The sequence below is a fragment of the Kribbella koreensis genome, assembly GCF_039525325.1.
Taxonomy (GTDB): Bacteria; Actinomycetota; Actinomycetes; order Propionibacteriales; family Kribbellaceae; genus Kribbella; species Kribbella koreensis.
On the sequence record NZ_BAAAHK010000004.1, the window covers coordinates 341,315 to 353,687 of the forward strand.

Annotated in this window: 11 protein-coding genes; 3 read left to right on the plus strand and 8 right to left on the minus strand. The window is 66.7% G+C overall.

The annotated features are described in order from the left end of the window. Window positions 1-287: 287 nt before the first annotated feature. Both ABD116_RS09885 and ABD116_RS09890 read right to left on the minus strand, forming a co-directional pair. Window positions 288-899, minus strand: coding sequence for an Eco29kI family restriction endonuclease (locus ABD116_RS09885; RefSeq protein ID WP_343967243.1), 612 nt, complete (start codon window positions 897-899; stop codon window positions 288-290). Then, a complete protein-coding gene (locus ABD116_RS09890) occupies window positions 896-2,110 on the minus strand; it encodes a DNA cytosine methyltransferase (RefSeq protein ID WP_343967245.1) in 1,215 nt (404 codons plus the stop codon). Before ABD116_RS09890 ends, ABD116_RS09885 begins: the two co-directional genes overlap by 4 nt. Before the next feature lie 85 nt (window positions 2,111-2,195). Here ABD116_RS09890 and ABD116_RS09895 point away from each other — a divergent pair, with 85 nt between their 5' ends. The 3 genes from ABD116_RS09895 to ABD116_RS09905 all read left to right on the plus strand — a co-directional run bounded on the left by ABD116_RS09895 (window position 2,196) and on the right by ABD116_RS09905 (window position 4,404). Then, entirely contained in the window at window positions 2,196-2,636 is a 441-nt protein-coding gene (locus ABD116_RS09895) for a very short patch repair endonuclease (protein ID WP_343967247.1), read from the plus strand. Between the two features lie 597 nt (window positions 2,637-3,233). Then, window positions 3,234-3,974, plus strand: a complete 741-nt coding sequence (locus ABD116_RS09900; protein ID WP_343967249.1) for a GNAT family N-acetyltransferase — start codon at window positions 3,234-3,236, stop codon at window positions 3,972-3,974. A 13-nt stretch (window positions 3,975-3,987) separates the two neighbouring features. Next, complete coding sequence (locus ABD116_RS09905; protein WP_343967251.1) at window positions 3,988-4,404, plus strand: hypothetical protein; 417 nt, start codon at window positions 3,988-3,990, stop codon at window positions 4,402-4,404. A gap of 22 nt (window positions 4,405-4,426) precedes the next feature. On the opposite strand, the gene ABD116_RS09910 is transcribed toward ABD116_RS09905, so the two are convergent. From ABD116_RS09910 to ABD116_RS09935, 6 genes are all read right to left on the minus strand, one after another. Then, complete coding sequence (locus ABD116_RS09910; protein WP_343967253.1) at window positions 4,427-5,023, minus strand: TetR/AcrR family transcriptional regulator; 597 nt, start codon at window positions 5,021-5,023, stop codon at window positions 4,427-4,429. A 100-nt stretch (window positions 5,024-5,123) separates the two neighbouring features. After that, the gene (locus ABD116_RS09915; RefSeq protein WP_343967255.1) at window positions 5,124-5,990 is read right to left on the minus strand and encodes an alpha/beta fold hydrolase; all 867 of its coding nucleotides are present in this window, start codon (window positions 5,988-5,990) and stop codon (window positions 5,124-5,126) included. Between the two features lie 44 nt (window positions 5,991-6,034). Then, a complete protein-coding gene (locus ABD116_RS09920; protein WP_343967256.1) occupies window positions 6,035-7,045 on the minus strand; it encodes an NADP-dependent oxidoreductase in 1,011 nt (336 codons plus the stop codon). Window positions 7,046-7,313: 268 nt separating this feature from the next. Next, window positions 7,314-9,824: a Tex family protein gene (locus ABD116_RS09925; protein ID WP_343967258.1), complete on the minus strand. Its 2,511-nt coding sequence runs from the start codon at window positions 9,822-9,824 to the stop codon at window positions 7,314-7,316. A 320-nt stretch (window positions 9,825-10,144) separates the two neighbouring features. Further along, the gene (locus ABD116_RS09930) at window positions 10,145-11,632 is read right to left on the minus strand and encodes a DHA2 family efflux MFS transporter permease subunit (RefSeq protein WP_343967260.1); all 1,488 of its coding nucleotides are present in this window, start codon (window positions 11,630-11,632) and stop codon (window positions 10,145-10,147) included. A 60-nt stretch (window positions 11,633-11,692) separates the two neighbouring features. Then, window positions 11,693-12,340 (minus strand): DUF624 domain-containing protein, encoded by a 648-nt coding sequence (locus tag ABD116_RS09935; RefSeq protein WP_343967262.1) that lies wholly within the window; start codon window positions 12,338-12,340, stop codon window positions 11,693-11,695. Between the last annotated feature and the right edge of the window lie 33 nt (window positions 12,341-12,373).

Sequence of the window (12,373 nt, forward strand, 5' to 3'; positions counted from 1 at the left end):
AGCTGCTTTAGTGCGCTTCCTGCCCTGTTAGGCCGCGTGATCGTGCCGATGGAATGACGCTCGGAATTATCGGGCAAGAGTATGAGATGAGTGCCGCGCTCAGGCAGGACGAGAGGTTCGTGCAGCCTCGCCGGCAGGTGACGTGGGTATTCGGCCGACCACTTCCGGCGACGACCAGCCTAACGGCTTCGAGCATCTTCGACCTGCAATTCCTGGTCAGTTGAGCGGCGCATGGCTCAACGCCATCTACGCGACCACTGAGCACGGAGGGCATCGGCCGTAGGGGGCTAAGGCGTAATTCGCTGGCGTAGGTATTCGCGGATGTCCTGAGTGATCGCCTCGGCTGTTTCAGAGTGCTCAGGAGAGTTTGGCGCCCACGTCCGGCCAGGATGGAGAGTGTCCCAGCGGGAACGCTTGCCGGCGGAGCGGCCGGCGCCGGGGGCGTGATTCCCGAATCCGTCGACAAGTCCGTTCCAGACCGGCTGATATTGACGAAGCATTGCGGATTCGCCGAGTGGGATCCAGATATCCTCGACAATAAGCCATCTGACCGCAAAGTCTTCGATGTCCAAGCTTTCCACGGCCCGTATTGACGCCGCATGCTGCCGTACGCGCGAGGACAATGCCTTCGTCGTATGGTGATCAGATATCTCGATCCCACGGCGACTGCCGGCAGGCACGGCCTTTCCTATGTAGATCGGCCATTCCCATCGATTGTCCGCATTCACTTCCGACAGTAGGCTGTAAGCGGGATTCGGACCGCAATAGTACAGCGCATAGAGTCCAGCGCCCCTGAACTGCGGGACGGCGTCCAGCGGCGTCGGCAATCTTTCTTCCATCTGAGTGACGATGCTGTGCGCAAGATTCTTTATGTCCAGCGGGTTGAACGGCTCGGTCATGCAGTTGCCTTGCCCATAGACATAGCTCGACGAGATGCCATTTTCTCGCGAAGATCGGCAAGGGCTAAGTGCTCATGAACGGAACTTGCCACAACCTGGGCCAGCCGCACGGGCACGGCGTTTCCAAGTTGGCGCATCGCCTCGCCCCAAGGACCGTGAAGCCGATAGCGGTCCGGAAACGTCTGGAGTCGAGCTGCCTCGCGCACGGTGAAATACCGAATGCTGCCGTCTGTTCGGCGAAGCATATTCTCGCCCCCAGGCACCCCGTGAACACCTGCCTTCAATGCTTTGGCGGGCGCGTCGATATGCGAGCCGGTATGACCAGGATACGATCTCGCGCCAGGCTGATGGACATGGTTCAGATAGGTCCGGGATCCTTGCTCGGTCGGAGCCGGAAGACTTGAGATCGCGTCCCGGACGGTCCGCCATGCCTTGCCTAAGCTGACTCGACCATCTTCCTTGAGAATCTCAAGCTTCTTGCCGGGCGGAGGATCGAGCCGATCTCCCTTGGCGACCTTGTGCCGGTCCCAGTACTCGCCGGAGACATGCTGGTCGTATAGCAGGGCATCAACGCTGTGGGTGGCTTCAGGGAACGACCACTCAGCGTCGAGATCGCTCCTGAAACCCACTAGGAAGACGCGCCAGCGCTGCTGAGGTACGCCGTAGTTAGCGGCATTGACCAGCGTCGGAATCACCTTGTACTGAAGGTCGGAACGCACGGATGTGTGCTCGGCCTGAAGTCGGGCTAGATGGTCTGCCCAAGACTCGCCGGTACGGCTCACAAGCTCCGGGTGGGCAAGTCTCAACTGGATGTATGAGTAGTAATCAGCAAATGCGGATCGAGTAAGCCCGCGTACATTCTCAACGATGAAGGCCCGCGGGCGCAGGGTTCGAATGACCTCGGCAGTCGCCGGAAACATGTCGCGCGAGTCGTCAGCGGCTCGGCCCTTGCCGCCGCCGCTGAACGGCTGACATGGCGGCCCGCCGCTGACCAGCGCCACGCCTTCATCAATTGAGGACCAGTCGACCGAACGGACGTCGCCCTCGTGCACGTCCATGCCCTGAACAAGGGGATGGCCTGCGATCTGGTTCTCGCGGAGGGTATCGCAAGACCACTTGTCCCACTCCGCGACGACCTCGGTCGTGAACCCGGCCAGGTGCGTTCCGAGGGCGAGGCCCCCGCCGCCTGCAAATAACTCGACCGATCGCACAGACGCACTCTACCGACTAACCAGACCGCAACATGCCAGGCACACTCGCGATCCGCGCGCGTATCGGCTAGGAGAGTATAGATCTGTGCCCGACTTCCTGACTCCAGCCGAACGGTCGGCCCGGATGGCGCTGGTGAGAGGCACCAGCACAAAGCCTGAGTTGGCCTTGAGGCGGCACCTGCAGGCGGCGGGCCTCACCGGGTATCGCTTGAACCACCGGGGAGCGCCCGGAGCGCCCGACATCGCGTACACCCGGTGGAAGGTGGCGATATTCGTTGACGGCGCGTTCTGGCACGGTCACCCCTCGCGTCATCCGGAGCGATTGTCCACATCATGGCGGGCGAAGATCCGCCGAAACCAGCAGCGGGACGCTGAGGTCAACGCCTTGCTCGACTCCTCCGGATGGACCGTCATCAGGCTGTGGGACTTCGAGGTGCAAAGGATCCCCACGGAGTGCGTAGATCGAGTGACTAGCGCTCTTGCGGCTGCCGGGCGTCCTCTTCGTCATCCCCGTCGCCGCCGCTAGCTCGCTCGGAAGGTTGCGCTGTCGGGTTGTCGCCATAGATGGCAAGCCACGTTCGCAACTGCTCGGCAGGGTCCACTTCGTTGGGCCGATTGCGCCGCGTCATACGTTCCTCTCCGAGCTGACTGTCTAGGTCAAGTGTCCAGCACCGGCGGATGCAACGTCGAGGTACATCATCCGCGTACCCGCTCCCGGCATCTCTGAGTCGTGCGGCACGTCATGGGGTCCTGGGTAGCGACCGGACTATCAGATGTTCTCACTCTGTCCCAGACGGCGATCTGACCTGGGCAGATGTCTGCAACTACTGAATCCAGTCCGTCTCGGATGCCCGGGCAAGACGTCCGCCAGACCAGCGCCGGCCGACGCCGACGCGTGTTGGGGGCAACTCCTCACAAGTTCGAATCTCGTACCCTCCGCCACTTTTCCGAGCGGCGGCCCGACCAGCTCCCGCTGGTCACTGTTTGAGATGGTTCTTCGCGGAGAACGAACACCTGAGGGCGGCTCCGGCTAGAGGCCGCCCTGCGGTTGCCGGCGGTCGGTTGGGGATCGGGCTAGGGTCGGGGAGTGGAGATTGCTGCGCGGATTGCGTCCGCTCAAATGATGGGACTGGGCCGGTCGCGGCGGCAGATTGTGGCTGGGCCGTTGGTCGGGATGCTGCACGACGAGGATGTGTGGTTCTTGTCGAGTGCGGTCGCCGCTGATCCGGGGACAGCCTTCGACCCCGAAGAAGTGCCGTGGGCGCTGGACACCATCCGCCAGGCCTTCGCCGCCGAGGGACGCTGGTTGCACGTCGAGCTCGTCGAAGAAGCCAGCCCCGGACTGGCTGAGGCCCTCGTGGCAAACGGCATGACGATCGCCTCCCGCCCACCTCTGCTCGTGGTCGAGCCTGCCGACCTCAAGCTCCCCGACTTCCCCGAAGGCATCACCGCATCCGTCATCACCTCCGTCGAGGAGCAGTCCGAGGCCGACGCAGTAGCTGCCGACGCCTACGAGACCGAAGACGCCGCAAACCCCTTCCAGCCCGACCCTGCCAACGGCGCCAGCATCCTCATCCGCCAGAACGGCGTACCAGTCGCCACCGCCGCCTGGACCGCCATCGCCGACGGAGTAACCGAGGTAGCCGGCGTAGGCACCCTCCACTCCCACCGCCGCCAAGGCCTGGGCGCGCTGGCCACCGCCTACGCAACCCAACAAGCCTTCGAAACCGGCGGCGCCACCCTCGCCTGGCTAACCCCCGGCGACGCCGGCGCCGACCGCCTCTACCGCCGCCTCGGCTACACCCCCCAAGCCACCGCAATCCACCTAGGCGACCCCGACGGCCACCTCGCCGACCTGCGGTAGGCAGCTGGGGTGGTTGTCCCGATCGACAGGACATAGTCCGCCAAACCGCCCTCCCGGCCTACGCCACAAGCGTGGCCGCGTCGCCGACCGGCGACTATGTCCTGTCGATCGGGACATCAACCTCGCGTCTCGCCGTACCGCTGGATCCACCGGCGCGGACGTCGGCGCGCTGTTCGGCGCCAAGCCGTTCGACGGGGTGGCCTTCCTGCTGGCGATCTCGCTCGGCGCCGGCTTCCTCGCCAACCAGGCCGGTTACCTCGGTACGCTCGCCGGCCGCGGCGGCATCGCGTTGCTGATTTACCTGGTGATCGTCGTCGGCAAACTGGCCGTCAACTGCCTCAACGCGTACGGCGGCTCGATGACCCTGCTCACCACGGTCTCTGCCTTCACCCGCGCCGCCAAGATCGGCCCGGCCGCGCGTTCGGCTTAGCCTGCCCAGCTGATCCAGCCGTCTACACCAGTGCCTGGACCTGGTTTCTGATCTCCTGCACGACATCGTCGACCGGGGCGGCGACGTTGATCGTCGCCGCCATGCTGACGAACATGATCGCGGAGACGATGTGCGCGAGGGTCGCGGCATCGCCGGAGCCGATCCGCTCGTCGCGCTGGAGCACGTCGGCGATCGCCTTCTCGGTCTGTACGGTCAGGAGAAGCGCGTCGCGGTGGTGAGGCTCCTCGGGATCGCCGAAGATCATCTCCCGCAGGTAGGTCCGCCCGTTGTCGATCTGTTTGCGGTTGCATTCCACGACCGGACGGACGATGGCCATCACCGCGTCGAGCACGGCCGGGATATGTTCGGCCGCCGATGTGCCTTCGGCGAGTGCGTCGGCGTAGCTGGAGTTCTGTACGAGCAGGAGGAGCTCGCCCTTGGTCTTGGCATAGAGGAACAGCGTGCCCGCGCCGATGTCGGCCTTGTCGGCGATCTCCTGGGTGGTGACCTCGTCGACACCGCGCTCGGCGAAGAGCTCTCGGGCGGCGGCGGTGATGCGGTCGAGTTTCTGCTGCTTGTTCCGCTCGCGCCGTCCGACTGGTTGCGAGGCGAGTGGCATAGCTGCCGTCCTTGTCTGCTGGATGGACTCGAAGGTGCCGACCCTCATTCTTCCATGTCGAGGAGAAGCGCCCACGGAGCGCGGAGCAGCGCTCGGGTCGTCATCGGGCGAGGAACTCGACGGCGACCGGGGCGAACTTCTGATGGAACTGGAAGATGCCGCCGTGTCCGGAGTCGGGGTAGATGATCAGCTCGCTGTCCTTGATCCGCCGGTGCAGGTCCTCGGAGAGGATCGACGGCACCATGCGGTCGTTGTCCCCGTTGGCGATCAGGGTGGGCTGGGTGATCTTCGACAGGTCGTCGGGGGTGGAGCGTCCCCACTTCTTGATCGCCTTGAGCTGCGTCCGGAACCCCCGGAGCTGCATCGGCGCGTCGCGGTCGACGGTGCGCTCCTCGAGCCGCTTGACGAACGCGCGCGCGGCGGGCTTGCCGGAGGCATTGCGGTTGAAGAACAGGAACTCCTTGGGGTCGGACCGGGTCAGGGTGGCGCGCAGGATGTCCCAGTACGTCGTACCGGCGACCTTGTCGATGTCCTTGCCGCCCTTCGGCCCGGTGCCGGTGAGGACGAGCTTGTGGACGAGGCCGGGGTGCTTGTCCACCAGGGCCTGGGCGATCATGCCGCCGAGGGAGAAGGAGAAGATGTCGACCTTGGTGAAGCCGAGCGCCTTGATGAAAGTCACGGCGTCGTCGGCCATGGCCTCGACGCTGTCGGGCACGCTGCCGCTGGAGGAGCCGACGCCGCGGTTGTCGAAGGTGATGACGTGGTGCGCCGCGGCGATGGGGTCGATGATTCGGGGGTCCCAGTTGTCCAGGGTCGCGGCGAGATGGACGAAGAAGACGACGGGGACCCCGCCCTTCGGCCCCAGCTCTCGGTAGGCGAAGGTGACGCCGTCGGCGTCGACGGTGCGGGTGGGCGCGTCCTTGTAGCTGGTGACGACGTCGTCGTGTGGGTTCCTGTTCGTGCTCATGGTGTTCTCCTGTTTCGGGTTCGTGCATGGTGTGCTGGGTTTCGTCAGGCTCTGCTGATGACGGCTTTGCCGCGGATGCCACCGCCTTCCAGCGGCCGCACCGTCAGTGACTGCACCGCCTGCGTGGTCTGGTCGAAGTCGAAGACCCGTCCGACGATCGGGCGCAACGCGCCGCCGTCGACGAGGGCAGCGATCCGGCGAAGCTGGTCACCGCTGGCGCGCATGAAGAGGAACTCGTAGGTCACGCCGAGGCGTCGGGCCTGGCGGCGGATGCCGCTGCTGAGTGCCGTCGTCACAAGCCGGAGCAGTGGGTTCGCGCCGATTTCACGCGCGAACGCCGAGTCCGGGGGCCCGGCGATTCCGATCGCCTTGCCGCCGGGGCGTAGTACCCGGAGCGACTTTTCGAGGTTCTTTCCGCCGAGGCTGTCCAGCACCAGGTCGTAGCCGTCGAGGAGCTGTTCGAAGTCCTCGCTGCGGTAGTCGATGACGATGTCCGCCCCGAGCTCGCGCACGAAGGCGACGTTGCCGGCGCTGACCGTGGTGGCGACCGTGGCGCCTAGGTGTTTGGCGAGCTGGATCGCGATCGTCCCGACTCCACCGGCGCCGGCGTGGATGAGGACCCGTTGCCCCGGCCGCAGGTTGCCCCGCTCGACGAGCGCCTGCCAGGCGGTCAGGGCCACCAGCGGCAGCGAGGCCGCTTCCTCGAGGCTGACTGATGCCGGTTTGAGTGCCAGGTCGGCCTCGGCGATCGCGATGCGCTCCGCGAATGTTCCGATGCGGTCCTTGTCGGGGCGGGCGTACACCTCGTCGCCGGGCTTGAATCCCTTCACCTTCGCACCGACGCCGATCACCGTTCCAGCGACGTCGTTGCCGGGGATCTGCGGCAGTTCGTACGGGAGGACCTGCTTGAACTCGCCGGCCCGGATCTTCTCGTCGAGCACGTTGAGCCCGGCCGCCTGGACCTCCACGAGCACATCGCGCTCGCCGGCCACGGGCTCGGGGACCTCCGCTTGCTGCACCGGCCCCTTGTAGTGATTGACGACGAATGCTCGCATGGCGACCATTTCTTCCCGCTCCGACGGCTTGCGCTCGATCTCTGAACCTGAGTTGACTCAATAATGAGTCCACTCAGTAAATCTGTCAAGGAGGCGCGCTCCGGACACACGAATGCCGTCACCCCAGAGGTGGGGTGACGGCATTCGCCGAGCGGTACGTCGAGTTGGTTCAGTCGGGAACGGCCGGGGTCAGGTGCAGTAGCCCGGGGACGAACAACCGGCCGGCAACCCGTGGGGGTTGCCGGCCGGTATGCGTTGTTTCTGGGGGTCAGCGGACGGTGAAGCCCGCCTTGCGGAAGGCATCGGCGAGGGAGCCTTCGTCCATCGGTACATCCTTGGCCGGCTGCGAGTTGCCCGAACCGCGGCCGCCCTGCCCACCGCGACCTTGACCGCCACTGCCACCTTGGCCACCGCGACCACTGCTTTGACCGCCGCCTGGGCCGCGACCTCCGCCGCCGGAGCCGCCCGGGCCACGGCCGCCGCCACCCGGTCCGCGACCGCCACCTGAGCCGGGGCCGCCTGAGCTGCCTCGGTTTTCGCCGGAGCGGGCTGAGCGGCCTTCGCCGGTGCGGGGGCCGGAGGTGGGGGCGCCTACCTCGTCGTCGAGGCGCAGCGTGAGGGAGATGCGCTGGCGGGGGATGTCGACCTCGAGGACCTTCACCTTGACGATGTCGCCCGGCTTGACCACCTCGCGCGGGTCCTTGACGTAGTTCTTCGACAGCGCCGACACATGCGCCAGACCATCCTGGTGCACACCGATGTCGATGAACGCGCCGAAGGCCGCCACGTTGGTGACCTGGCCCTCCAGCCGCATCCCCGGCTTCAGGTCGCCGATCTTGTCCACACCTTCAGCGAAGGTCGCCGTCTTGAAGGCCGGCCGTGGGTCGCGCCCCGGCTTCTCCAGCTCGGCCAGGATGTCGGTCACCGTCGGCAGACCGAACATGTCGTCCACGAAGTCCGCCGCCTTCAGCGCCTTCAGCGCGGGCGATCCGATCAGCGACTTCAGGTCCGTACCAGTCGAGTCGATGATGCGCCGCACCACCGGATACGCCTCCGGGTGCACGCTGGACGAGTCCAGCGGGTCCGCACCGTCAGGAATCCGGAGGAAGCCGGCCGCCTGCTCGAACGCCTTCGGGCCGAGCCGCGGCACCTCCTTCAGAGCGGTCCGGGTCTTGAACGGACCGTTCTGATCGCGGTAGATGACGATGTTCTCCGCGAGCCCCTGGGTGATGCCCGAGACCCGGGTCAGCAGCGGCGCGGAGGCGGTGTTGAGGTCGACGCCGACCGCGTTCACCGCGTCCTCGACCACCGCGTCCAGCGAACGCGACAGCGAGGCCTCCGGCAGGTCGTGCTGGTACTGACCGACGCCGATCGACTTGGGGTCGATCTTCACCAGCTCGGCCAGCGGGTCCTGCAACCGGCGCGCGATCGACACCGCTCCGCGCAGCGTGACGTCCATCCCGGGCAGCTCGGCCGAGGCGAACGCGGACGCGGAGTACACCGACGCCCCCGCCTCGGACACGACCGCCTTGGTCAGCTTCAGCTCCGGGTGCTTGGCGATCAGCTCGGCCGCCAGCTTGTCGGTCTCGCGCGACGCCGTACCGTTGCCGATGGCAATCAAGTCGACCTTGTGCGCGGCGGCCAGCGCGGCCAGCGTCGCGATCGACCGGTCCCACTGGTTCTGCGGGACGTGGGGATAGATCACCCCGGTGGAGACGACCTTGCCGGTCGCGTCGACCACGGCGACCTTGACGCCGGTACGGAAGCCCGGGTCGAGCCCCATCGTCGCGCGGGTGCCGGCCGGTGCGGCGAGCAGCAGGTCACGCAGGTTCGACGCGAAGATGCGGACCGCCTCGTCCTCGGCGGCCTGGCGCAACCGGGTGCGCAGGTCGATGCCGAGGTGGACCAGGATCTTCGTCCGCCAGGCCCAGCGGACCGTCTCGACCAGCCACTGGTCGGCCGGGCGGCCCTTGTTCTCGACGCCGACCTTGCGGGCGATGGTCGCCTCGTACTCCGTCGGGCCGTCGGATTCCTCGGCGCCCGCGGGCTCGGGCTCGACGGTCAGCGAGAGGACCTCTTCCTTCTCGCCGCGGAACATCGCCAGGATCCGGTGCGACGGCATCTTGGTGAACGGCTCGTCGAAGTCGAAGTAGTCCGAGAACTTCGCGCCCTCGGTCTCCTTGCCCTCACGCACCTTCGACCCGAGCCGGCCGCGCGACCAGACCCGCTCACGCAGCTCGCCGATCAGGTCGGCGTCCTCGGCGAAGCGCTCGACCAGGATCGACCGGGCGCCGTCGAGGGCGGCCTGCGGGTCGGCGACCTGGTCGTTGACGAACACCGTCGCGGCGGCCAGTGGCGGCACGGTCGGGTCAGCCAGCAGCCCGTCCGCGAGCGGCTCCAGCCCGGCCTCGCGGGCGATCATCGCCTTGGTCCGCCGCTTCGGCTTGAACGGCAGGTAGATGTCCTCCAGCCGCGACTTGGTCTCCGCCGCGAGGATCGATTCCTTCAGGGCGTCGTCCAGCTTGCCCTGGCTCTCGATCGACTCGAGCACGGTCTGCCGGCGCTCCTCGAGCTCCCGCAGGTACCGCAGGCGCTCCTCGAGCGTACGCAGTTGCGCGTCGTCGAGCTCGCCGGTGATCTCCTTGCGGTACCGCGCGATGAACGGCACCGTCGAGCCCTCGTCCAGCAGTCCGACGGTTGCCCGGACCTGCCCCACGCCGACTTCCAGCTCGTCGGCGATCCTCTGCTCGATCGACTGCAATGCCACTGTGTCCCGCATCCCCTCTACATCCGACTGACAGACGAGCTTTCTGCCCCGCTCGTCACACGCACATCCTTCCCTATCCCACAGACCACCGGCGACCACCGCCCCCACCCTGTGGACAACTCATCCCGATCCGGCGACCTTGAACACCCAGCGGCGACCTTGAACAAGAAATAACGTGTTCAAGGTCGCCGCTGGGTGTTCAAGGTCGCCAGTCCTGGCCGGCCGAGGGGGTGCGGGGGCGCGACGAGGGGGAGAGGCGCCGGGGTCGGGGGACTCAGGAAATGCGGCGCGCCCGGCCGCTGGACCGGACGCGCTAGGGGGCGGAGTACGGGTCAGGCGGCGTCGAGGACTAGTTCGGCCTCGGCCTCGGTTTCAGCGGCTGTACGGGTGGGGCGCATGAGGGTGCAGGCGATTAGGACGGCGGTGGCTACTAGCAGGCCGGCTACGGCGAAGGAGAGGTGGAAGCCGCTGGTGAGGGCTTCGAGGACGGGCTTGCCGGCGGTGGTCAGGGTTTCGGTGCGGGTGGCGGAGAGGGTGGCCAGGATGGCCAGGCCGAGGGCGGCGCCTACCTCGCCCATGGTGCCGATCAGGCCGGAGGCGAGGCCGGCGTCTTCGGGCTTCACGTCGGCCATCGACAGGCCCATCAGGGCGGGGAAGCAGACTCCGCCGCCGAGGCCGAGCAGGAAGAGGACCGGCATCACGTGGATGAAGTAGTTGCCGTTGACAGGAGCCTGGGTGAAGAGCGCGAGGCCGATCACGATCAGGACCAGCCCGCCGATCAGCGGCCGGCGCGGTCCGAAGCGCATCACCAGCTTCTCGGAGTACTTCACCGACAGCAGCCCCATCACCAGCGTCGTCGGCAGGAACGCCAGCCCGATCTCCAGGGCGTCGTACCCGAGAACGCGCTGCAGGTAGAGCGACCCGAGGAAGAAGATCCCGAACATCCCCGCCGAGGACAGCGCCTGGATCAGGTTGGCCCCGGTCAGCGTCCGCGACCGGAAGATCCGCAACGGCACCAGCGGGTTGGCGGCGGTCGCCTCCCGCACGATGAAGCAGGCCAGCAGCGTCAGCGTCAGCACCGACAGCGCGATGCTCCGGGGAGCGGTCCAGCCCAGCTCGGCCGCCGGCTTCACGATCGTGAACACGCCGACCATCAGTGCCGAGGTGATCAGCACAGCACCCGGTACGTCGGTACCGCGCCCGAACCCGATCCCCTTGTCCTTCTCGATCACGCGCACGGCCAGCAGTGCGGTGACGACCCCGATCGGCAGGTTCACGAAGAAGATCCAGTGCCAGCTGATCGCCTGCGTCAGCACGCCACCCGCCAGCAGACCGATCGACCCACCGGCCGACGCGACGAAGGCGAAGACGCCGATCGCCTTGGCCTGCTCACGCGGTTCGGGGAACAGCGTCACGATCATGCCCAGGATGACGGCCGAGGTGAGCGCCCCGCCGACGCCCTGCAGGAACCGGGCGGCGATCAGCAAAGTCGCGGAGGAAGCGAGCCCGCAGAGCACGGACGCGACGGTGAAGACGATCAGGCCGCTGACGAAGATGGTCCGCCGCCCGAGCAGGTCGCCGAGCCGTCCGGCCAGGAGCAAGAGGCCACCGAAGGCGATCAGGTACGCGTTCACCACCCACGCGAGGCTGGAGCTGCTGAAGCCGAGGTCGTCCTGGATGGCCGGCAGTGCCACGTTCACGATCGTCACGTCGAGAACGATCATCAGCATGCCCGCGCAGAGGACGTAGAGGGCAAGCCAGCGCGAGCGGCCGCCCTGGGTGGCCGGCGTCGTCACCGGGGTGTCGGTCGTCGCGTACATATCGGGGTACTCCTTCTGGTCCGGTAGGGGCCTTACACACCTACGTCGAACCAGCAGGGCTCAGATTGACACGTCTGGAGAATCTTTTTTCGCCGGTACGGTCCGGCTGCGCGAGATCCAGTAGCCGATCAGCGCCGGAACCAGCCCGGAGCCGATCGCGAACAGGGTCGGCAACTGGCTGACCAAGGCGAACCAAGTGAACAAACCGATCACGCCACCGGCCACCCCGAGCGAGCGCCGCAGCAGGAAGAGGTTCGCCTCGCGGAACAGACTCTTGGGCGTGCTGTCCTCGGGAGCGGCGGGCAGGACGGCGAGCGCGCTGAGGTACAGCCCGACGATCATGCCGGTCAGTGGGATCAGGATGACCAGCGCGACGACCCGGATCGGGCCGTTCGCGTTCGCCCAGAAGATCAGCCCGAAGGCGAGCGCGATGCTGCCGAAGTACAGGGCCAGACCGGACAGCCAGAAGCGCGGGAAGGCCCACCTGAACTGGCGGAAGAAGCGCCGCAGCAGCTGCGGATGCTCCTGGCTGAGGGCGTCCGGCAGCACCCGCTGGAACGCGAACGCCGCGGGGTAGAGGGTGACGATGCCGAGGCTGAGGACCAGGAAGACGATCTGCAGCATCAGCAGGTCACCGACCACCGACAGCTTCGACAGCACGGCGTTGGTCCGGCCGGCTCCAGCGCCGGTTCCACCGGTCTCGCTCACGCGTTCTCCCTCACCTCGAAGCTCATGATCGTA